At 61.5% G+C, this 22,088-nt stretch carries 24 protein-coding genes; 23 read left to right on the top strand and 1 reads right to left on the bottom strand.

From position 1 onward, the window contains the following. Positions 1-65 precede the first annotated feature (65 nt). The 14 genes from ABDK75_RS14265 (at position 66) to ABDK75_RS14330 (ending at position 13,326) form a co-directional block, all read left to right on the top strand. On the top strand, positions 66-5,207 hold the full coding sequence (locus ABDK75_RS14265) for a DEAD/DEAH box helicase family protein (protein ID WP_346006231.1): 5,142 nt from the start codon (positions 66-68) through the stop codon (positions 5,205-5,207). A gap of 20 nt (positions 5,208-5,227) precedes the next feature. Next, positions 5,228-5,695, top strand: coding sequence for a hypothetical protein (locus ABDK75_RS14270; protein ID WP_346006232.1), 468 nt, complete (start codon positions 5,228-5,230; stop codon positions 5,693-5,695). Next, positions 5,692-6,000 (top strand): hypothetical protein, encoded by a 309-nt coding sequence (locus ABDK75_RS14275; RefSeq protein WP_346006233.1) that lies wholly within the window; start codon positions 5,692-5,694, stop codon positions 5,998-6,000. The genes ABDK75_RS14270 and ABDK75_RS14275 overlap by 4 nt, the downstream gene beginning before the upstream one ends. 188 nt (positions 6,001-6,188) lie before the next feature. Further along, positions 6,189-6,614 (top strand): hypothetical protein, encoded by a 426-nt coding sequence (locus ABDK75_RS14280; RefSeq protein ID WP_346006234.1) that lies wholly within the window; start codon positions 6,189-6,191, stop codon positions 6,612-6,614. 43 nt (positions 6,615-6,657) lie between these two features. Further along, positions 6,658-8,520 (top strand): ParB/RepB/Spo0J family partition protein, encoded by a 1,863-nt coding sequence (locus ABDK75_RS14285; RefSeq protein ID WP_346006235.1) that lies wholly within the window; start codon positions 6,658-6,660, stop codon positions 8,518-8,520. A gap of 201 nt (positions 8,521-8,721) precedes the next feature. Beyond that, positions 8,722-8,940 (top strand): antitoxin MazE family protein, encoded by a 219-nt coding sequence (locus tag ABDK75_RS14290; RefSeq protein WP_346006236.1) that lies wholly within the window; start codon positions 8,722-8,724, stop codon positions 8,938-8,940. Beyond that, a complete protein-coding gene (locus ABDK75_RS14295) occupies positions 8,937-9,260 on the top strand; it encodes a type II toxin-antitoxin system PemK/MazF family toxin (protein WP_062022288.1) in 324 nt (107 codons plus the stop codon). Before ABDK75_RS14290 ends, ABDK75_RS14295 begins: the two co-directional genes overlap by 4 nt. A gap of 490 nt (positions 9,261-9,750) precedes the next feature. Next, positions 9,751-10,296 carry a hypothetical protein gene (locus tag ABDK75_RS14300; protein WP_346006237.1) on the top strand — a complete coding sequence of 182 codons (546 nt, stop codon included), beginning with the start codon at positions 9,751-9,753 and terminating at the stop codon, positions 10,294-10,296. 192 nt (positions 10,297-10,488) lie between these two features. Next, positions 10,489-11,103 (top strand): hypothetical protein, encoded by a 615-nt coding sequence (locus ABDK75_RS14305; protein WP_346006238.1) that lies wholly within the window; start codon positions 10,489-10,491, stop codon positions 11,101-11,103. Positions 11,104-11,158: 55 nt separating this feature from the next. Then, positions 11,159-11,548: a hypothetical protein gene (locus tag ABDK75_RS14310; RefSeq protein WP_346006239.1), complete on the top strand. Its 390-nt coding sequence runs from the start codon at positions 11,159-11,161 to the stop codon at positions 11,546-11,548. A 255-nt stretch (positions 11,549-11,803) separates the two neighbouring features. After that, positions 11,804-11,980, top strand: coding sequence for a hypothetical protein (locus tag ABDK75_RS14315; protein WP_156472135.1), 177 nt, complete (start codon positions 11,804-11,806; stop codon positions 11,978-11,980). A 77-nt stretch (positions 11,981-12,057) separates the two neighbouring features. Beyond that, positions 12,058-12,513 (top strand): DUF3085 domain-containing protein, encoded by a 456-nt coding sequence (locus ABDK75_RS14320; RefSeq protein ID WP_062106935.1) that lies wholly within the window; start codon positions 12,058-12,060, stop codon positions 12,511-12,513. Between the two features lie 34 nt (positions 12,514-12,547). Then, positions 12,548-12,796: a hypothetical protein gene (locus tag ABDK75_RS14325; protein ID WP_062106937.1), complete on the top strand. Its 249-nt coding sequence runs from the start codon at positions 12,548-12,550 to the stop codon at positions 12,794-12,796. Next, on the top strand, positions 12,793-13,326 hold the full coding sequence (locus tag ABDK75_RS14330) for a hypothetical protein (protein WP_346006240.1): 534 nt from the start codon (positions 12,793-12,795) through the stop codon (positions 13,324-13,326). The genes ABDK75_RS14325 and ABDK75_RS14330 overlap by 4 nt, the downstream gene beginning before the upstream one ends. On the opposite strand, the gene ABDK75_RS14335 is transcribed toward ABDK75_RS14330, so the two are convergent. Further along, entirely contained in the window at positions 13,308-13,826 is a 519-nt protein-coding gene (locus ABDK75_RS14335) for a hypothetical protein (RefSeq protein ID WP_346006241.1), read from the bottom strand. The genes ABDK75_RS14330 and ABDK75_RS14335 overlap by 19 nt on opposite strands. Positions 13,827-14,107: 281 nt before the next feature. On the opposite strand from ABDK75_RS14335, the gene ABDK75_RS14340 reads away from it, so the two are divergent. From ABDK75_RS14340 to ABDK75_RS14380, 9 genes are all read left to right on the top strand, one after another. Continuing rightward, on the top strand, positions 14,108-14,347 hold the full coding sequence (locus ABDK75_RS14340; RefSeq protein ID WP_062106941.1) for a hypothetical protein: 240 nt from the start codon (positions 14,108-14,110) through the stop codon (positions 14,345-14,347). A 92-nt stretch (positions 14,348-14,439) separates the two neighbouring features. Next, on the top strand, positions 14,440-14,685 hold the full coding sequence (locus ABDK75_RS14345) for a hypothetical protein (RefSeq protein ID WP_203549326.1): 246 nt from the start codon (positions 14,440-14,442) through the stop codon (positions 14,683-14,685). Positions 14,686-14,759: 74 nt separating this feature from the next. Continuing rightward, entirely contained in the window at positions 14,760-15,593 is an 834-nt protein-coding gene (locus ABDK75_RS14350; protein ID WP_346006242.1) for a DNA/RNA non-specific endonuclease, read from the top strand. After that, entirely contained in the window at positions 15,590-15,856 is a 267-nt protein-coding gene (locus ABDK75_RS14355; protein WP_203549324.1) for a hypothetical protein, read from the top strand. Before ABDK75_RS14350 ends, ABDK75_RS14355 begins: the two co-directional genes overlap by 4 nt. 434 nt (positions 15,857-16,290) lie before the next feature. Then, the gene (locus ABDK75_RS14360; RefSeq protein ID WP_346006243.1) at positions 16,291-17,256 is read left to right on the top strand and encodes a DUF3991 and toprim domain-containing protein; all 966 of its coding nucleotides are present in this window, start codon (positions 16,291-16,293) and stop codon (positions 17,254-17,256) included. Between the two features lie 10 nt (positions 17,257-17,266). Next, complete coding sequence (locus ABDK75_RS14365) at positions 17,267-17,950, top strand: hypothetical protein (protein WP_346006244.1); 684 nt, start codon at positions 17,267-17,269, stop codon at positions 17,948-17,950. Next, complete coding sequence (locus ABDK75_RS14370; RefSeq protein ID WP_346006245.1) at positions 17,943-18,767, top strand: UvrD-helicase domain-containing protein; 825 nt, start codon at positions 17,943-17,945, stop codon at positions 18,765-18,767. The genes ABDK75_RS14365 and ABDK75_RS14370 overlap by 8 nt, the downstream gene beginning before the upstream one ends. Before the next feature lie 56 nt (positions 18,768-18,823). Continuing rightward, positions 18,824-19,855 carry a tyrosine-type recombinase/integrase gene (locus ABDK75_RS14375; protein WP_062106457.1) on the top strand — a complete coding sequence of 344 codons (1,032 nt, stop codon included), beginning with the start codon at positions 18,824-18,826 and terminating at the stop codon, positions 19,853-19,855. Then, complete coding sequence (locus tag ABDK75_RS14380) at positions 19,830-22,085, top strand: site-specific integrase (RefSeq protein ID WP_346006246.1); 2,256 nt, start codon at positions 19,830-19,832, stop codon at positions 22,083-22,085. The genes ABDK75_RS14375 and ABDK75_RS14380 overlap by 26 nt, the downstream gene beginning before the upstream one ends. Positions 22,086-22,088: the final 3 nt, after the last annotated feature.

Consider the following 22,088-nt stretch of genomic DNA (forward strand, 5'->3'; position numbering starts at 1 on the left):
TTTTCCGGCCCCCCGGTCTGCCCCCGTGCAGCACCGGGCGCTGCCGCTTGTCCGGAGTTTCTCCCATGAGCAAGACCCAGCTCAGCTTTTTCGACACCTCCGCCCTGGGTGGCGGCAGCAACACCCTGTTCTGGGGCGACCTGCCCGGAGATCGTGCGCTCGACGAGGCCGCGTCCCTCGCGAAAGAAGCCGCTGCAGCCCCGGTCGTGGCGCCGAAGATCGACTTCCGCCTGTGTGGCACACGTGACCTGTCCCAGGGCTGGAAAGCGCGGGCGCGGGACAATCTCGCTGCCATCCGTCTTCTGACTGAACTGGAAACGGACGGCCGCAATGCAACGCCCTCCGAACAGGCTTTGCTGGCGAAGTTTACGGGATTTGGAGCCGGCGAGCTGGCCAACAGCCTGTTCCCCCGTCCGGGCGAAGCGTTCCGTCAGGGCTGGGAAGAGATCGGGGTGCAGCTTGAGACGCTGACGAGCCAGCAGGAGCGGGCCGGACTGGCGCGGGCCACGCAGTACGCCCATTACACGCCGGAACTGATTGTGCATGCGCTGTGGGATCTGGTGGCGCAGATGGGGTTCCGCGGCGGACGTGCGCTGGAGCCGGGCTGTGGCACGGGTCTGTTCATGGGCGCGATCCCGGAGAAACTTGCCCCCAAGACGGCCTGGACGGCGATCGAGAACGACCCTCTGACGGCCCGCATCGCCCGCAAGCTGTTTCCGAACCAGTGGGTGCGGTCTGAAGACTTCACGACGGCGAAGATTGCCGAGCAGTTCGACCTCGCCATCGGCAACCCGCCGTTCAGCAACCGCACGGTGCGCGGCACGGACGAACTGGGACGGCTTGGCCTGTCCCTGCATGACTACTTCATCGCACGCTCTGTCTCCCGCCTGCGTCCTGGTGCCATGAGTCTGTTCGTGACGTCACGGTGGACGATGGACAAGCGCGACGCCACTGCGCGCCGGCACCTGTTCGAAACGGCGGACCTGGTCGGGGCGGTTCGCTTGCCGGCTGGCGCAATGCGCGATGATGCCGGGACTGACGTGGTCGTGGACGTGCTGGTCCTGCGCCGTCGCGAGATCGGAGACACCCCAGGCGACACCGCCTGGCTGGACGTTGCGGACCTGTCCGATACCGACGAGGGGGAGGGACCGCTCAGCATCAACCGCTATTTTGCGGAGAACGGCCAGCAGGTGCTGGGTCGGCACGGCTGGACGAGCGGGCAGTTCGGGCCGGAATACACCTGCGCACCGAACCCGATGCTGATGCTCGACGACGCCCTGCCGAGCGCACTCTCCCGTCTGGCCGGACTGGCACGCTTTCCGGTGCCGCAGACGCTCGACGTCGAGGCGCTGCGGGAAAGCCGACGTGCGGATGTCGGCACGGCAGGGGAGGGGGCGAGCCTCAAGGAAGGCAGCTACCTGATCGAGAAGGGGACGCTGCACCAGATCATCGACGGCCAGTCGATGCCGGTGAAGGTGAAGAAAGGCGAGCAGAAGGACGGTATTTTCCAGAAGCACGCGCGCATCATCGAAGGCCTGATTCCGGTCCGCGATGCCGCCCGTGCGGTCCTGCGCGCCCAGGTGGAGAACCTGCCCTACAGCGCGCTCCAGGCCGACCTCAAGCGCGCCTATCAGACGTTCGTGCGACAGTTCGGCCCGATCAACCTGACGCTGACCAGCACGCGCATTGATCCCAGGACCGGGGACGAGAGCACCACGCAGCGGCGTCCGAACCTCCAGCCCTTCTACGACGATCCGGACGTCTGGCTGGTCAGCTCGATTGAGGAGTACGACGAGGACCGGCAGGTCGGCACACAGGGGCCGCTGTTCTCCGAGCGTGTGATCCAGGCAACGCTGGAGCCGGAGGTGCACAGCGCCCATGACGCGCTTGCGGTCTGCCTGCATGAGACGGGTGTCGTGGAGATCCCGCGCATTGCCGAACTGCTGGGGCGGTCCGAGGACGAGGTCATCGCCGAGCTGGGCAGTGCCATCTATCTCGATGCCGGACGCAGCCAGCCCGGACGCGATGTGTGGGTGCCAGCCGATGAGGCGCTGTCAGGCGCGGTGCGCACGAAACTGGCGGAGGCCCGCAAGGCGGCCGAGACCGATCCCCGCTTTGCCCGGACCGTGGCCGCGCTGGAAGAGGCCCAGCCCGAGGATCTGCGACCGAGCGACATTACGGCGCGTCTGGGGGCACCGTGGATTCCGACCGATGACATTGAGGGCTTCATTGCCGAGGTCATCGGGGTCGGCGCTGGCGTGTGGCACACGAAGGAGGTGGCGTCCTGGACCCTGGACAAGGGACCGTTCCGGGGCAAGGCGGAGGCGACGTCCGTCTGGGGCACCGAACGGCGTCCCGCAGGGGAACTGATCGAGGATGCGCTCAACCAGGCCATCCCGCAGATCTGGGACACCTGGCGCGACGAGAGCGGTGAGCACCGGCAGCTGAATGCCCAGGAGACCGAGGCCGCCAAGGAAAAGCTCGCCGCCATCAAGACGGCCTTCCAGACCTGGGTGTGGCAGGACCCGGAGCGCGCCGAGCGTCTGGTGCGGCTGTATAACGACACCTACAACAACCTCGTCCCCCGCGCCTTTGACGGCTCACATCTGCAGTTGCCCGGGGCCAGCACCACGATCCAGCTGCGCGCCCACCAGAAGCGGGTGGTCTGGCGCATCATTGCCACGGGCAACACTTACATGGCCCACGCGGTGGGGTCTGGAAAAACCTTCTCGATGTGCGCGGCCATTATGGAGCAGCGCCGTCTCGGCCTGATCTCGAAGGCCATGGTTGTGGTGCCGGGACATTGTCTGGCGCAGATGGCCCGCGAGTTCCTGATGCTCTATCCGACCGCGAAAATCCTGGTCGCGGATGAGACGAACTTCGTGAAGGCCAAGCGCCAGCGCTTCCTCGCCCGTGCGGCCACGGGACAGTGGGATGCGATCATCATCACGCATGATGCCTTCAAGTTCATTCCGGTCGAAACCGCGTTTGAGCAGGCGATGATCGAGGCGCAGATCGCGTCTTACGAGAGCCTGCTGTGCGAGATCGACGCCGACGACCGCATCTCGCGCAAACGCATCGAGCGCATGAAGGAGGGGATGAAAGCGAAGCTGGACGGGCTGGCCAGCCGCAAGGACGATCTGGTGCATCTTGGCGAGATCGGGATCGACCAGATCCTCGTGGATGAAGCGCAGCAGTTCCGCAAGCTCAGCTTCGGCACGAACCAGTCCAGCCTCAAGGGCGTCGATCCGAATGGCAGCGGGCGGGCCTGGGACCTGTACGTCAAGGCCCGCTATCTCAGCCGTCTCAACCCCGGTCGCGAGCTAATCATGGCCTCGGGTTCGCCGATTACGAACACCCTGGGCGAGATGTACAATGTGCAGCGCTTCCAGCAGATCGACGCCCTGATCGAGCGCGGCCTGCACGAGTTCGACGCCTGGGCCGCCAATTTCGGGGAGACCCGCACGGAACTCGAGCTTCAGCCGAGCGGGCTGTACAAGCCTGTGACGCGGTTTGCGGAGTTCGTGAACGTGGCCGATCTGATGGCCATGTACCGGCATTTCGCGGACGTCGTGCAGCAGGGCGATCTGCGCCAGTACGTGAAACTGCCTGAAATCGCCACGGGCAGCCGACAGATCATCGTCGCAGACAGCGGACCCGCCTTCCGAGATTACCAGAAGGAGCTGGAAGCGCGGATCAAGGTGATCGAGGAGCGCAAGGGCAAGCCGCAGAAGGGTGAGGATATCATCCTGTCCGTGATCAACGATGCGCGTCACGCCGCGATTGATCTGCGCTTTGTCCGACCTTCGGAGGACAATGACACCAGCAACAAGCTGAACGTCATGATCGCGAGGGTCTTCGACATCTGGAAGGCGACGAGCGAGAACCGCTACGCCGATCCCGACACTGGCAAGCCGTATGACCTGCCCGGGGCCGTGCAGATGATCTTCTCGGATCTGGGTACGGAAGCCGCGCTGGAGAAACGGGGCTTCTCGGCCTATCTGTGGATCCGCGACGAGCTGATGCGGATGGGCGTGCCGCGCGAGCAGATCGCCTTCATGCAGCACTACAAGAAAAGTGCCGCCAAGCAGGGATTGTTCCGGGATCTCAATTCCGGGCGCAAACGCATCCTGATCGGCTCGAGTGCGACAATGGGGACGGGCGTGAACGCACAGCAGCGTCTGATTGCCCTGCACCATCTCGATGTGCCCTGGCTGGTGGCCGACATCATCCAGCGTGAGGGGCGGATCGAACGCCAGGGCAACCAGAACCCTGTGATCCAGATTTACGCCTATGCCCTGAAAGGTTCGGTGGATGCCACGAACTGGCAGCTTCTGGAGCGCAAGCAGCGCTTCCTGTGTCTGGCCATGTCGGGAGACCGGTCGATCCGCCGTCTGGAGGATATCGGCGAGAGTGCGAACCAGTTTGCCATGGCGAAGGCCCTGGCCTCGGGCGACGAACGCCTGATGAAAAAGGCCGGACTGGAAGCGGAGCTGGCCCGTCTGCGTCGTCTCAAAGCCGCCCATTACGACGACCAGTTCAACGTGCGTCGCGCGATCGAGCGGGCCGAGCGTGATCAGAGGGTGGCCGAAGCCGTTATTCCGAAGATCCGGGCGGATATCGCGAAACGCCAGTCCACACGGGGCGAGGCGTTCCAGCTTGTGCGCAAGTCGGATGTGATGACCGAGCGGCAGGATGCCGGCAGGTGGCTGATGGGTCAGGCGCGCACCGCCAAACGGGCCGAGCAGAAAGGCCGGTGGACACTCGGCGAGATCGGCGGTTTTGAGCTGGTGTGTGAGACCTGGAGCTCGACGTTCATGGGTGAGACGGAATGGGACGCGACCATCGCCATCGTGGCCGAGGACCGGATGATCGGGATCGACTTCGATCACGATACTGCGCCGCTCGGGTTCATCGCCCGCATCGAGAACACGTTGCTGCGGTTCGACAGCGAGCTTGCGGATGCGCAGCGTGTGGTTGCCGAGACGGAGCGCAAGCTGCCCGGCTACCGCGCCCGTGACGGGATGCCGTTCCGCGAGGCCGCACTTCTGGAGGAGAAGGAGGAGGAAATGGCGTCTCTGGAGGCGGATCTGGCCGAGGATACAGCGCGGCGAGAGGCGGATGCTGCGGAAGCCCTGGCCGCGATGGAGAGCCTGAGCGTCAACGACAATGGGGGAGAAGGCGAGGAAGAAGAAGCGGCAGCATAAGAAGAGGGAAAGGGGCGGGCATGGCCCGCCCGGTGCGGCAAGGCTCAGGCCGGGCGCGCTGGCGCGCGGCCTTGCCGCACCGGGCAGCCCCTGCATCCGCGGAGAGGTTGAAAGAGAGATCAGAGGAAGAGAGCATGTGCGACCATCAGACGTCCCCGCAAACCACGACCGTCTCCAAAGTCCTGTGCGGCCTGAATGTGGAAATTTTCACGTACCCGAGCGGTGAGGTGCTGCTGCGCACCGTGGACGCCTATCCGGTCAACCGGAATGACTGGCATGGCCCGTATGCGGATGCCGCTCAGGCCGAGGCCGACTTCGTGGACCGCCATGCGCTGCCTGTGCTGACACCCGAGGATGTCAGACGCAGGCGTCTGAACGGGACACTTTCGAAGACGCGCGAGTATGGCGAGATGATTCTGGCCTTTCATCGCTGGACAGGGGCGACCTGCCTGACCCCGTTCATTGTCCGGCCGGAGGCCCGGGCATGAGCGAAGTTCTTCCGACGTCCGCAGGCGTCGTCTGCCGGCACCTGGATCTCAGTACCGGGCACCTTCCGGCCGCAGAACGCGATGCGTGCGAGCTTTATCTCAGCAGCGGGGGCACAGCAGGGCGAAGCTGTCTTGGCGGGCCTTATGGCTGGATGATTTATGTTCCCACCGAGGCGGAGGACGTCCCGCAGGACGTGTCTCCCGAACTGGCCGCCCTGATGGTTCAGGCGCGAGAGCAGGACTGCCACTACATCCACTTCGATCGGGACGGGTCGATCGACGAGACGCTGCCTTTTTACGACTGAACCGCCACCGCCTTGCCTGCCTCAGGGAGAAGAGAAGGGGCGGGAAAACAAGCGGAAATGAGAGAGCGAGCCGCCACAGGTCGCGGCTCCGCGCAAGGCTCAGGCCGGGCGCGCTGACGCGCGGCCTTGCGCGAAGCCACGCCCCGTGCCCGCGCCGAGATCATCACGACAGAAAAAAGGAGAGAGGCGTGTCAGACCCGGCAGGACAACCCGCGGCCGAAGTGGCGCTCAGAGCAAACCTGACGCTGATCTTTGACGCGATGCGAGCGCATGGCGTGAAGACGGTCAAAGTTGAGTACGAGGCCAAAGAAGGCTGGTGGACAACGCTTCATGTGACAGCGGACGACAGTCCGGATCTGTTCGAAGACCTGTCCCTTGAGAAGGCCGTTGCAGCGCTTGGGCCTGACCAGACGATTGCCCCTCTGTTTCCGAACAGCTTTGACCTTGTGGTCTGGCACTGCGTCGAAACCGTTATCCGGCGCGTGCAGGCTGATTACGACACCGACGAAGACGGGTCTTACGGCACGGCCACGCTGTCGCTGGCAACGCGGCAGCTTGAGGTCGAACATATCGAGCGTGTGGTCTCCCACCTCGCGCACAGCCTGACCGCCTGACGTCTCCCCCACCGACACCCTTACGACATCACTGGAGCCCATCATGGACGAACTGCGCCTTGTCGATCCCAACACCCTTGTCGACAATCCGGAAAATCCGCGCAAAGCAGAAAGCAGCCAGGACAGTATCCGACGCTTTGCGATGAACATTTTGCAGGTGGGACTCATTCACCCGCCAAAAGTGCGGGAGCTGGAAGACGGGCGTCTGATGATCATAGCGGGTCATCGCCGGAAGCGGGCCTCAATCTATGCCGGACTTTCGCAAATTCCGGTTCATGTGACGCACGAAGAGAGCAAGCACGAAGCCCTGGCGGCGGCCAGTGAGAACATGATCCGCGAAGGCATGTCCGAGCCGGACCAGTGGCGTGCCGTGACCCGGATGCGCGAAGAGCTTGGCTATACGGATCAGCAGCTGTGCATGGCGCTGATGATCACGCCTGCCTATCTCCGTGGACTGACCCTGCTCGCGAAGCTGCATCCGCCAATCCTGCACGCCATCGAAATTGGCCGCGGCCCCGACCTGAAAGAGCGTCGGACTCTGGCCCTGTCGTCGCTGGAGGATCAGGCCGCTGCCTGGGCTGAGATGTTTGCCGAGAGCGTGGAGGAGGGAGAGGACCCGGCCGGGTATCGCCTTAACGTCGAGGATCCGGATGATACCGTGAACTGGCGCGACTTCACCTGGCACCTGCGTCAGGATGACTGGTATGCGCGTGATGCCCGGTTTGACGATGCGCTGGCGCAAAAGCATGGCGTCGTCTGGACCGAAGATCTGTTCGGGCAGGGCAGTGAGGACAATCGCTACGTCACGGATGCCACCGCGTTTCGGGCGGCGCAGGAAGACTGGATTGCCGAGCACCGCCCCGAAGGAACGCTCGCGGTCGAGACGGACGAGTATGGGTCTCCCCTCCGCCCTCAGGGCTATAACTTCGTTGCGAACTGGATGGGCGAGCAGGAGACCGATGTTGTCGGCTACTGGCTCAATCGGAGTACCCTGAAAGTCGAAGAGCGGAAGTTCCGCTACACGGGTGAAGAAACCGTCCGCTCCGAACCGCGCGTGGTGGAGCAGACGCCACCCGCAAAGAAGGAGCGCGCGGACATTTCCGGAACGGGTCTGAAGATGATCGGCTCTGTGCGGACTCTCGCGCTGAAGAAGGCGCTGGAAGCGAAAAGTGAAGACGCGGATCCGTGGGATCTGGTGGCCGGCCTGCTGCTCGCACTGAATGCCAATAACGTTCATATTTACGGTTCATCAGGCCGGTCGCCTTATGAGAACGCGGTGAAAACCGCCATGGAAGAGCTGTTTCCGGAAGGCGAACTGGTGCGTGATGAAGCGCTCATCCGCCGCCATGCGCTGGAAAGCCTCGGAGGCTTCATGAACTGTGAGGTCAGCATGCACTCCGGCTCCGGCATGGCAGCGGAACTGCTGGGCTGTCTGTTCGACGCGGATACCCACATGCCGAGCATGGCCGATGAGGACTTCCTGAAGACCTACAGCAAGCCCGGCATCACCAAAGCGGTTCAGGCGCATGGGCTTGCACCACTCAACACAGGCAAGGAGATGCGGGCCGCCCTGCTGAACGCCGTGGGAGACGGGCACTGGGTTCCGGAGGCCGCAGGCTTTGCGCAGGCGACTGGCGTCTGGACCGATGAGGTTCGAAACAGGCAGGCCCGCCGCGCGAAATGGGCCGCCCTGAAAGACGATCTGGAAGCCGGGGATGAAGACGGCCTGGAGTGCGCTGATCCGGAGGATCTGGAAGACGGGATGGACGAGGAGGGCGGAGAAGATGCTGGCGAGCCGCACGTCACTGAGGATGAGCCGGCAGAAAAACCGGACCTTGTGGTGCCCCAGGAACTGGTGGCCATGCAGGCCGCCATGGGAGGGCGGCTGGAGATCCTTCGGATCTGAGGCCGCATGCGGCCACGAATAGACCGGACATCAGGCGGCGCTCTTCTGAGTGCCGATTTTTTGTAAGCAGATAGAAGAAAGAGCCCCTATGGCAGACTATTTTTCAAGGGTTTCGGCCTTGATTCCGTTCCTGAGCGTTGAGCGCTTTTTAGTAGAAATCAGGGAATTTTTTTGTTACATGTAACGAGAGGAGAAAAAGCCATGACCCCTGTTGCCATTCGCGTCCAAAAGCGCCGTGACACCCTTCGCAAGGCCGGTCTGCGCCCTGTCCAGATCTGGGTACCCGATACGCGCACACCTGGCTTTGATGCAGAATGCAAGCGCCAGGCGCGTCTCGTGGCCGAAGCAGAACGGCACGATCCCGCGCTGATGTCCTTCGTTGAAAGCGCGGCCAGCGATCTCGACGGATGGGATGCATGAACCGGGGAGACTTCGTGACCGTTGCTCTCCAGGGTGATCTCGGAAAACCCCGTCCCGCGCTAATCGTCCAGGCTGACCGCTTCGAAACGACGGCCTCTGTGACCGTACTCCCTGTTACCAGCACGCTCATAGACGCGCCCTTGCTTCGCCTGTCGGTAACACCGGACGAGCGAAACGGGCTGCGCAAGACGTCTCAGGTGATGATCGACAAGCCCAGCACTGTCTCCCGCGACAAGATCGGTCCAACCTTCGGGATCGCCAGCGATACGGTCATGCTCTCTGTCAATCGCGCTTTGGCCCTGTTTTTAGGTCTGGCCTGAAACGCGTAGAACGCCGAGTGACGTCTGATTTAACAGGGAGTCGTGGGGATACCTTCCAACAGTCGTCAAACGTAAAACGAAGAAGACCCTTCAGGCGGTGGCAACCGCACTGAAGAGCCTCTCCGAGTAAATCACTTAAGGTAAACCGGGCCGTGAGGTGTTTTTTCCCGAAGCCCCTCACGGCTCACCTCTGAACTTGGACGAACCGGTTACGATTTTCAAGGGCGGAGTCAGCATGGCTCCGCCCTTTTTCGTGCAGTGAAACGCTGCCTTGTTCCACAGGGCAGGACAGCCCGCGCAAGGAAAAAAGCCGAGAAAAGAAAGAGAAAGAGGAGAGAGGGGCGGGTGCCAGAGCCTGTCTGTCGCCGCAAGGGGTGGTGTCCTCGGCTGACGCCTGCGGGACCGCCGCTGACGCGTCGCCCTTGCCCCGCCAGCCAGGCCCTGACCCCGGAGAGGACAGTTAAAGAGACATGAAGAGAAGGAGATCAGCATGTCCGAACACCCGACTGTCACCGTGGGCACCCGCGTCAGCACCATCCTGTACAACAGAGGCCGGGGCGTCGTGTATGCGGTCCATGGCACGCCGCGTCCCGAGACGATCCGGCGCCTTGCTGGCGGCTTCATTGCCGCGGGGGGCAATGCCAGCTTTGATATCGTCTTTGCCTGCGGAAGTATCAGCAAGAAGCTGCCCGAGAGCATTCTGCACGGCGTGCAGTGGACCATCTTCCACGACGAGCCCAAGGCTGGCCCGGAGGAAATTGCGCAGCTGCACGCTCATGCCGAAGCATGCCGTGCTGAAAAACAGGCGCGGAAAGATCAGGCTGCGGCGGCCCATGCGGCTGAAATCGAGCGTCTGCGCACCGATCCCGAATACGCCCATCTGGAGCAGGGGTCGGACCAGAGCGGCGTGCTGGCAGGAAAGAACATCCGCCGTCTGCTGAAAGCTGCGCTGCCAAAGCACACGTTCCGTGTGCGCAAATCCTCTTACGGGTCCGTATCGGTCAACTGCGACAATCCGCTGGATGATGCCGCGTAGAAGACTGTCGACAGCATCCGAAAGCAGTTCAGATCGGGGTCTTATGATCCGGTGTCCGATTGTCACTCCACGAGCCGGAGCCCCTGGCAGGAAGTCTTCGGCAGCGCCGAATACGTCTTCTGACCCCACCTCGCCCCTTCACAGTTCTTCCAGGCCGCCGCGAGGCGGCCTTTGTCATATCTGGAGATCGACATGGCTTTCTTTACGCTCAGTGCGACGCCCGCCACCGCAAAGCGCGAGGGCTATTTCACCAGCACCACGATGGCGCTCATGTCCCATCTGGGAGAGCGGCGTATTGTCGAGGCAAAGTCGGTGGATGGCCTCAAGCCGCTCATCCTGAGCTTCGGCCGCGACACCGCCCTTCATCACCCTGGTCGGTCCTTCAAGATCATGGTCACGGTCAATCGTGGCAGCCGTAAGCCGCGCGGCTTCGACGCGGCTTACGATTCAGAGGCGCTTGGCACCTCTGAATGGCTCGAAACCACGATTGCCGACCCGGTTCCCCACGAGGGCGCGGCAGGTGTGGCCTCATGGGGAACACGGTACACGCCGTTCCGCATGGACGGTGCAGAGCCGCGCGAGGTCTCGCTCACCGAGGCCGAACGTCTGTCTGACGACGGCCATCTTGGCTTCAAGGGATGGGCCGCGGAAGTCGCAGCCAGTCTCGAAACCAGAGGCGCGCCTGCGGCCGCTTTGAGCAGCGAGACCCGGGACGCTCTGGTGTCGCGCTATCGCGCCCACCAGCATCCTGCCCTGGCCGCCGCCGTCCTGAGTGCGGCCTCACAGGCGGACCAACTGGCGGCCTGAGGCCAATGCAGGGGAGCGGACCAGGTCTCCCCTGCCAGATCCTACGGTTCAAAAGATGAGCGAGTTTTCCATGGTCGATGAAAGCCTTCTCCAGATCGAGACCTGCCTTCTGGATCGTCGCAAGGTCCATCTTGGCGTTGCACCGGATGGGCGTGTCTATCTGCGCGTGACGTCGTTCTGGCCGAAAGAGGCCGCCCGGCACTGGCACGGCCCCTATTCGGACCGACAGGCGGCGGAGACGGATTTCCGAACCCGGACGCAGCCGCCACGCGTCACGCGCGCCCAGATCGCCGAGGCGAGCCGCCGCGGGGAGCATGGCACGGTCGAGGGTGTTCCCATGATCGTCCTGAGGCATCGCTGGACGGGCCACCTGACCCTGACGGCCTATCAGCTGGTGGATGAGGCCGGGCAGGAGAAATCCGCGCGCCAAAATGGACACATCTGAACCCCGTATCGTCACCCGCGCGAGGCGGGTGGAGGGAGAGCAGGACGAAGAAAGAGGGAAAGAAGCAGAAGGAAAGAGGGGCAGCACAGGCTGTCTGCGCTGGCAAAGGGTGGGTCTCCACGCGTCCTCGCCCTGGCGGGCTCCGGGTCGTGGAGATCCCGCCGCTGCGCGGCGCCTGTGCCATCGCAGCCATCCTGTGCCTGTGCCGGAGAGGTCATCAGAGAAAAGAGATGACGGCAACAGGAGTGACCTTTCATGCAGATTTCCCAACAGACCCTTCAGGACATCAAGGACGTTGCCGGACTGGCCGGTGGGTTCTTCGGTTTTCTAGCCCTGGTCTTCGCCTTTACGTGCCTGCCGAGCTTTCTGGCTGGCCCGGTGCCCCATCACTATCTCGCCTCCGCGTCCCACACCGCCCATGGTCGGGGCTGAAGCCTCCACCTCTCCGAACGCCACACACCCCGCCACCGAGCGGGGTTTTTTCATTTCTGATCCGAGGAAATTATCCCATGATCGTGACCTTTGACCGCGCGCTGATCGAGCGCCTTCTTGCCCATGCCGAGGCCGCGTCCGAGCGCCGCGTCACGCTGACGCAGCTCTTTGACAAGAGCCTGCGCAAGCCCGGGCATGGCGCACGCGAATGGGGCCGCCAGGAAGACGTCGATCCCGCAAAGATCCCTGCGGGTCTGTGGCTGGTTGGAGATCACGGGATCTACATGATGTCGAACGGGCTTCCCCTTCTGCCGTCCGATGACGGTCAGAAGCCCAATCTGTGCGCGTATGCGCGCGAAGCGGACCCGGCACAGAACGCCGGCAAGGCTTATGACGTGAAGCGCCAGGCTTTTGGCGGGGATGACGGATGTGAGTTCCTGGAGGCAACGCTTGTGCGGCAGGCCCTCAGGCAGGCGTCAGGCGACACACTGCGCATGACCATCACTCCGGAAACCCTCGAATTTCTGGCCTGACCGGCCGTCCTTGAAATCTTTCAGGAGAAAAGACATGTCCGATGCTACGCCTGACACGGTGTCTCCGGGGCCGGTGTCCCGCGATCAGATCTGGGCCTCGGCCGTTGCCGTGGCCGCTGACAGCGTGGAGCAGCTGCGGCGCTGCGACGTTGACCGCGTCGTCTCCCTTGTCGACGCGGCGGATCGCACCGCGCTGACGGGCTGGCTGATCGCGCGGCGGCCCGATCTGGCCGGTGCTGTCGCGGAGGCGCTCTCCGCGCTCGCGCAGGAGGCTTACGCATGAGCCTGCTCCTCCCGCACCTGCGGCGCGTCCGCATTGAGGCCGAGGGCCTGACGGCCACCCAGTGGAGCTCACCGCAGGACAAGGCGAAACTGGCCAATGCAATCCTCGCCTTTGTTGCGAAAGGATTGCCGGAGGAGGGGTTCAGCAAGGCGCTGTACCAGCGCGTCAGCCAGATGTGGGGGTTTATCGCCTGCTTTAACCGGAACGGCTTTGCGGGCCGGTATTTCAGCTCGACGCAGGGGCGTCTCGCCTTCGTCGATCAGATCATCGCGTGTGGCGGGATCGGCGATCCCGCCTGGACCTGGTCAGACGTGGAAAGCCGGATCGCGGTTCTTCTGGTCGAGCATCAGGTGCTGGACCTGTACCGCGCTGAACTGCGGCGGGAGACTGTCCGAGGCGAACAGGCGCTGTTGCGCAGATTGCTCGACCGTCACGGCGTGCCGGCTGATCATGCAGGCCGCATCTCAGTGGCTCCGGCGTTGTCTGCGACCCTGTCCCGGCAGCAGCCTGTTCAGATGGGTCTGCTGTGACCCGTTGCGCTGTCCGTGGCGGCGCAGGAGTCCGGATCGTCGATCAGTCCCTGAACGACCTCCCATCCGCCCAGAATATTCTGGGCCGTCTCCCAGGCGACGATCTCGGCGCGCAGCGCCTGCGCAAGATCGTCATAGATGCCATCGCGCTGCGGATCTTCGATCTCGCGCCGCTCCGCCTGTTCCGTGAGGGACCGTGCGTCGGAAACCCGGGCCAGTGCCCGACCGACCAGAAGCGTCAGCCAGTCAGACGCCATGCGCTGACGACCCTCCCGCGTGTCGGGCAAGGGCGTGGCTCCGAAAATCTGTCGCGCCCTCTCGCGTCCGAACGCGCGGAGGCGCTCAACCTGTCGGGGCGGTGTCACGGCCCGGATTTCGGCAAGCGACCGCAACTGCGTCTCGGGCAGGATTGCGTCGGTGAGCGCGTCCAGGGTCGGCGCACGACGCCGCTCCTGCGGAAAGCGGATCACCGTGGCGGTCTGATCTGTCTGTGCACTCATCGGTGTCCTCCTGTCGTTGTGCGGCAAGCGTAAAGCGCGCCACAAACAAAAGTCAACAAAAACAATGAGATACCGGTCTCGATCAGTCCTCACGCAAACCTCTGAGGGCAGAAAAGAGACGCGCGGGAAAGAGAAAGAGGAGGGAGGGAAGGGGCTCTCATGGGGCAGGCGTCGCAGCAAGGGTGCGTCGCTCCGCTCCCGGCGCACAGCGCCGCCCTTGCCACGCCGCCCGCCCCACGAGGCTGCCGATCGGGAACGACATAAACCGAGAGAGGCAGAGCATGTCCAAGCGCAGGAAAACAGATCTGACAGCGGCCCGTAAAAAGGCAGAGGTCTTTGGGCCGGATACGGTTCTCTTTGCAGATCTTGAACTCGGAGAAGCCTTCCGCATGGCTGGGGCAGAACTGGGAGCCGTGTATCGAAAGGTTCGCCGCAACCACTACATGCACGACGGAAAGCGATGCCTTGCGAGCGACGGTCGGGCCGTCAAGCGCGCTTCCCTGCCAGGGACGGAAGACTGAGACCACTCTCCCGATCCTCTCCTTCCTCCACTGACATCAGGGCCGCAGCGCGGCCCGCATCCGGTCAATAAACACAAGAAAGGAACCGCATCGTGCAGGTCCAGACCATCACAGCTCCGTCCAGTCTCCTTCCCGTGCTTGAGGCGCCCGTCTTTCATCGCGCCGTCTCGGCAGGCCAGACCATTGGCCGCGCACGGCGCTTTTACGCGGAAGCCGATCATCTGGCTGATGACGCGGATGACGATCGTCTTGGGGCGGCGTTGCGCGCCGCACTCCGTCGTGATGCCAGCGCTGCCCATCGTTCGGCGCGCCGTACTCTGCTGAGTGTCTCCCATTGACAGCCGCGAGCCTGCACTCACAACAGGCCGTGTCATCCTGGCATGCGCAACACAGGCGTCCGGGAGGAAAGGGAATGGCGATGCGACATCACAGAGCGGGGCTTGCCCTGAGCGCCCTGTTCTGGGCATCCGCAAGCCAGGCGGCACCGGCTGGGTGTGCCGACTTCGGCGGAGACGGCCAGCTTCCGGTCGTGACAAAGGAAGCTCTGGGGCAGCAGACCGTCCTTCTGTGCAATGACGCCTTTGCTGTCCTGCACTCGGGACTCAGTCATGGCCCTTTGTGGACGGCAGAGCACCTGACCGAGGAAGACCTGGAACGCAGCATGCAGATCGGCCGGGTTGTCCGGTTCTTTCACGCTGATCAGCGTCTGTCTTTCGAGGACCGGGCCGAGCTGAGCGATTACCGCGCGTCGGATTATGACCGCGGCCATATGGCCTGTTCGGGCGATGAGCCAAGCCGTCGTGCCCAAGAGCAGAGCTTTGCGCTGTCCAATGTTGTCCCCCAGACCCCGGAACTGAATGAAGGCATCTGGACGGGTGTGGAAATGGCCGTGCGCGGGCTCGCACGGCGCGAGGGCGAGCTTTATGTCGTGACTGGTCCTGTCTTCAGCTCCCCGAGGAAGACAATCGGCTGGCATCGGATCTCCGTGCCGTGGGCGACCTGGAAGGCCGTTTATGATCCTGCCGAAGATGCAGCGGGGGCGTATTTCTGCCTGAACAATACCCGGCCCACCTGTACGATCATCAGCATCGGCGCCCTGACGCAGGCCACGGGTGTTGATCCGTTCCCGTCGTTGCCAGACGACATCCGGCAGACGGCCATGGCCCTGCCTCATCCCCGGCAAAGCCCCTATGCTGTCAGGACTCAGGCCGACCCGGAACGGGCCACTGCGGAGGGCAGGCCATGACTTTCTTTCCATTTGAAGAAGGGAGCGCGCGCCTGCAGATCGATGATCTGGCGATCGAAAATGGCGCAGAGTGCATTGCCGTGTCCGGGCGCCTTGAAATCCGAAGGGACAGGATCGGTCTGCAGGACATTCATGCGTTGAAGGCGCACATCGACGCCATTGCCCGCGAGCTTGAAGGATCGGCCCATCTGCCGGACCGCGCGCGGGGCGCTCGACCGGGCGGCGTGATGCCCGCTCCCATTGCGGATCGGGACTGTGCCTGAAGGTGTAGGAGCGTCTGGCGGGGAAGGTCTGGAGTGCCACAAGCCTCACTCCGGACAAGAAGACCTTCCACCCCAGCTTCCTCCGCGCCCTTCGGTTGCTCCGTGCAGCCGGGTCCCCTGAGAAGGCATCCTGTCCTGCGCTGCGTTTGTGACGGACCTGAAAGTGTCGAGACGAAAGGCGTCGCTGCGCTTGCTTTCGCCCCTTTTGCCTCCGGCACGGGTCGAACGAAAGGCTTGTTTAAGTATTCGTTAAGTTTGTGGCGACGATGTTTGTATATGGGAAAGTCACGGCAAATAACAACCGAGAAAACCGCAGTAAACAGCCGTTTTTCCTTGCAATACTTACGGATTTTTCCTAAATTAAACCCAGATCACAGGGGCGTTGAGGCCGGTTCTGACCGTTGCGCCGTCCCGAAACGAAAAGGATGACGATCATGGCACGCTTTGAGCCGTTCAGACTGTCTGACAACGACCGGACCGACATCGTCAAAGGCGTTTCCTGTGCCCTGCTGCTTGAACGCCATGGCTATCGTCTCGACAAGCCCGAAAGCACGCGCAACGCTCTGAAATACCGGGCAGGCAAGGGCGAGACAATCATCGTCAACCATGAAGGCCGCGGCTGGTGGGATACGGGATCGGACGAAAAGGGGGATGTGTTTTCTCTCATCCAGCGCCTGACGCCCGGTCTGAAGTTTCATGAGGCCTGCCGTGAGCTGGGTCAGCTGGTCGGGATTGAACCGAAAGGGGCAGAATACGTCCGCGAGCGTCAGGCCAGGACGCCAGACGTTGCCCCGGCCGAGCGCTGGCAGGCCAAGAAGGAGCTCAAATCCGGCACGAAGGTCTGGGCTTATCTCACCGAGGAGCGCTGCCTTCCGGAATGGGTTCTGCGTCGGGCCATCATGACCGGCTGCATCCGGGATGGCTATCACGCCGCCTGGTTCTGCCACCGCGATGCCAAGGGGACCATCTGTGGTGCGGAACTGCGCGGTCCGGACACGCATATCTGCCTGTCGGGTACGGTCAAAACGCTGTTCCGGTTCCAGCCCGGCCTTGGCCGCACGGTCCGTCGCCTGGTGGTGAGTGAATCCGCCATTGATGCCCTGTCCTATGCCGCTCTCGACAGCGAACGCACGCGCGAAACCCTGTACTGCTCGACCGCAGGTGGCATGGGGCCGGAGACGGTCGAAGCCCTCACGGCCGAACTGGCTGAAATGGCAAAAGATCCGGCAGCCGTTCTGGTGGCCGCAACCGATAATGATGACGCCGGCAACCGCTATGCCGCGCGCCTGGCAGAGCTGGGCCGTGAAGCCGGTGTCCGTGTGATCCGCCGTATTCCCCACGGGGGCTGCAAAGATTTCAACGACGCCCTGAAGACTGTTGTGGCCGCCCGCGCCGCCTGAGGAGAGACTGATGACGAATGACAAGGCACGACGGGAAATGGAGGCTCTGTTTCCCGGCCACGAAAAAAATGACGCGCTGAGAGCGGCCTTTCTGGCGCACCCGGATGCGGACCACTATCTGCGCCTGATGCCAGACCTCGGATGTCGCATCCCCTGGGCTCTGGTGGAATACGGTCCTGAGATGGAGCGGGGTCAGGGTCTCGTGGTTGGTGGACGCTGGAGTGCGGCAGGCTGGGATCTGTCCGGACGCATCGTCCTGTTTGTTCAGTCTCCGACCGGAAGCAGTGGGTTCCTGACCTGCCAGGCGGGGGAGCAGCAGCTTGTCCTGATTGGCACCGTTCCCGGAAGCACGCGTCATCCTGACCGTCCGGATGCCGTGACACTTCTGGGACATGTCGCAGAACTGACCGCCGCCTGGCATGCCGATGCCGAGACAACCCGCGTGTGGCATACCTGGGCCCTGCTGCACAATCAGCCGCCCTTCCCGCAGACCTACGCCGAGATCGCGTTCGGCGGGGACGTGCTGCGCGGTCTCGTGGTCGGGGGGACGGTTCTTGCGGACGGGACATGGGACTTCGGGCAGGAGTTTGACCTGATGGTGGAGCCGGACGTCATCCTCAGCCTTGATGGCTGCCGTGCGACGCGGTGCGAGGTTCTTCATGGCACCCGGGAGCAGGGACGTGGTCGTGGATAATCATCTCTCCGGACTGACCCCTTCCCAGGCAGACGCCGCGCGTCAGACAGGGCCGGTTGTTGTTCTGGCGGGTGCCGGGACCGGCAAGACCAAGACACTTGTGGCCGGTATTGTCGACCGTGTCGTCAAACGCCGGATGTCGCCCGATCGCATTCTGGCCGTGACCTTTACCAACAAGGCGGCCGGGGAGATGAAGACGCGGATCGCGGCGGCCCTGAACATCGCGCAGGCCCCGTACTGGGTGGGCACCTTCCATGCGCACGGACGCCGTCAGCTGCGGACCGATCCCGACATTGCCGGGCTGCGTCCGGGGTTCGACGTCTGTGACAGCGAAGACAGCACGAAGATCGTGCGCAGGCTTCTGGAAAAGGCGATTGAAGCAGGCGTCATGACTGCCGATGACGGAGAGACGTTTCGCAAGCGTGTGAAGTCCGTCAGCTCGCGCATCGCCATGCTCAAGGAAAACATGGTGCTTCCCCCGGATGCCGTGGCCTGGGTCGAGGGACGGATTGCGACGGATGCCATCACCGAAGGCGATGACATCATGGTCTGGCGGGATGCGGCCGTGCTCTATCCTGCCTATCAGGCGATGCTGCGCGAAAGCAATCGCGCGGATTTTGCAGACCTGCTGCTGTGGCCTACCGTGACCATGCTCCGCGACGAACGCTACAGACGGGACTGGGCGGACCGGTTTGACTGCGTGCTGGCCGATGAGTTCCAGGACGTCAACCGGCTCCAGTTTCTCTGGCTGAAATGCCTGTCCAAAGACCACAGCGAGCTCTTCGTTGTCGGCGACGATGCGCAGTCGATTTTATAAGTTAATTGGAATGCATTGATTTAGAGTGATGCCGTAGCAGAAAGAAAGGGTGTGTCATGCCCGTTCCAGACTGGTCACGTTATCCGCAGGTTTCCGAGAACCAGCAAGGATGCTTGTGGCTCTCGCTACTCGATAATCTCGGGCGCTCACCCGCGACCATTGATGCCTACGCCAGAGGTCTGGATCAGTATCTGTCTTTTTGCACAGCAGTAGGCATACCGGCTGAGGCCGCGACTTTGGCTCAGGTCTCTCTATTCGTACGGTATCTGCGTGGGGAGGCGGTTCCCCTTCTTTCCGTTCGCCCGCCAGTAAGCAATGCTACGCTGCATCAGCGTTTGTCCGCCGTTCGCCTGTGGTATGACCATCTGGTTTTTGAAGGGATCATTCATCGAAACCCAGTGCCGCGCGGGCAGGCTGTTGCAGGACGGGGTCCATTCTCTGAACATGTCGGATTTCGATATGGTTTGGTACGTCGTTCCAAGCTGTTGCCCCATTTGCCGTCCGATCCAGAATGGGGACGCTTGCAAGAAGTGGTCGCACAGGAAACGGTGAGAAACCGTCTCATGTTTGCGCTGGCGTATTACGGTGCATTGCGCCGAGAAGAATTAGTAAATTTGCGCGTCTCGGATATCGACCCTGCAAGACGTCTGCTCACCATTCGGGCTGAAACAAGTAAAAGCGCCCGCCCGCGTGTGGTTTGTTATTCAGCGGCGCTCTGTCCTGTGTTGGCGGTATATCTGCATCAGAGGCGCAACGCGGCGACCCATTCAGCGGCCCTGTTTCTATCTGAGTCAGATCGGAACTTTCGGCAGCCTATTACGAAGTGGTCATGGAGCAAAACTGTCAGACGTCTTGCTCTCCAGGCTGATATGCCATTGTTCAGTACGCACACATTGCGTCACCTGAGATTGACGCATCTGGCCCGTGCTGGCTGGCGTCTACATGATATTGCGACCTATGCCGGGCATCGCAATGTTCAAAGCACGACACTCTATATCCATCTTTCCGGTGAAGATCTGCTTCGCAAGATCGCAAACTCAGTCGAACAGATGGATATGAAGCTTGGTAACAGGGTCTTCGGAGGATAGAAAAGTGGCAGAATTTCACGTTCCTCACGTCCCATCCGAATACAAATTCCACATTAATCTCGAAGACTACGATAGACGGGTGACCTTATCGGAAGACGAGTTAAAACTTGTCCGACGTTGGAAAGAAGAACATCTTATTATTACGAGACGGCAGGCGCCACGTCTTCGCAAGCCTCTGACGGACGTCCTGTATCGCAGTAACCTTGACCGCGCTAACAGTCACCGTGCCCTGAAGTATTTACTCCTGGAAGTCGCACGTCAGGAAGCACCGTATTGGGGCTGGAGTGAAGATCTCTGGGTTGAGATTATCAATAACAGCCCTGTTCTGAAAAAAACTGGAATTGTACCGCAGATCATTGCGGTAGCTTATCTTCTTTGTGGTTTTCGAAGCCTGTACAAAATCCAACGGAATGTTGCGACGGCTGTTGTCGCCCGCTTGGTTTTTGGGGCGGAGATCGTTGATACAGAATGTGAGCGACTGTTCTCGGCCCTGACCCGTGTCGGCTTTGTCTGTCAGACCGTGCGGCCGCTGGTACCATCAATATTTGCGGCAGTTGCGCTGCAAGGCGAGAACCCAAAACTTGAAAGTTTCAACAGAGAGATATTGGAATATACACGCGAGTGTTACGCGGGAAATCACGTCGCCAACCGGATTGGAATTTTGTCAAACGGTTTGGCGGCGATGGGGCTGACATCAAAAGTTATCCATTTTCGGGCATATCCACCCCGTCACGGAACTGAAACTGACAATATCAATCCCGAATGGATGACATGGTGCCGACGCTGGCTGGAAACAACAACTCTGCGGGAAGGATCGAGGCGAGCGGTCTATAACACACTGACCCGTATCGGGATCTGGCTGAGTCGGGAGCACCCCGAAGTTACGGGGCCAGAACAATGGACGGTATCGGTATGCGCTGACTATCTCGCCGCCGTCGACAAGTTACACGTCGGCGGTTGGGGCGGATCGACCTTTGATTATCGGCTTATCCCAACCGCTGGCCAGCCTCTGCAGGCGCCGACGAAAGTCGCTTACTATCAGGTAATGCGTCGGTTTTTATCTGATATTCAGAGTTGGGAATGGGCGCGGCTCAGATGTAATCCGCGCTATCATCTCGCGACACCGAGGAATATTGCGAAATATCTTGGGGTAAACCCCAGAACCATAGATGATGCAGCTTGGTTGAAACTGACCTGGGCCAGTCTCAACATTGAACCAGATGATCTTTCTCCTGACTGTTTCTATCCATTCGCTCTGTTGCAGGCCATCGCCGTGGTGTGGACACATGCAGGCCTCCGGAGCAATGAGATCGCCCGACTTCGGGTCGGTTGCACGCGCGAGCAATCAGAAGATGTGATCGATCAGTCTGGCAACGTCGTTCCGGCAGGTCAGGTCTGCTGGCTTGATGTTCCGGAAGGTAAAACGTCGGTTGCGTACACCAAGCCGGTCAGTCACACGGTTCATAAATACATTGCAGCCTGGATGAAAAAACGTGCATCTCCCCATAAGCATCTTGATCGCCGAACCGGTGAACATGTGCATTTTCTTTTTCAACTTCGAAACAGACCGATTGCGAAGGAAGTTTTAAATCAGACGGTTATTCCGCTTTTGTGCAAAAAGGCTGGTATTCCGCTTGAGGACAGTAAAGGCCGCATTACAAGTCACCGTGGACGGGCCTCCGCTGTGTCTATGCTGGCGAGTGTTCCACAAGGCATGACAATATTCGATCTGGCAAAATGGTGTGGCCATACGTCCGTTCAATCGACCATGAGCTATGTTCGGTCAAAGCCTACGCAATTAGCCAGCGCGTTTGCCAAGGCGGATCAGGCGGCACGGATGATCGAAATTGTTATTGATCAGGAGGTTATTGCGGCAGGTGCAACGAAAGACGGGGCGCCCTGGAAGTACTACGATTTGGGTGACTCTTACTGTAGCAATGCGTTCTGGAGTACCTGTCCGCATCGCATGGCCTGTGCACGCTGTTATTTTAATATCCCAAAACCAAGCGCCAAAGGGGTTGTTTTGGCCGCTCAGCAAGCCGCCAATCGCTTGCTGGAAGAAGTTTGGTTAAGTCCGGAAGAACGGGATGCCGTATCCGGAGACGTTGAAGCGTTGGAAGGAATGTTAAACAAACTTCGGGATAAGCCGACGCCGGATGGTCGAACCCCTGGCGAGATCTCGGCGACGAGTGGGGCGTTGGTTTCGTCTCCAGTTTCAAAATCAAAGTAACCC

The sequence above is a fragment of the Gluconobacter sp. OJA genome, assembly GCF_039638325.1.
In the GTDB taxonomy this organism is placed as follows: domain Bacteria; phylum Pseudomonadota; class Alphaproteobacteria; order Acetobacterales; family Acetobacteraceae; genus Gluconobacter; species Gluconobacter cerinus.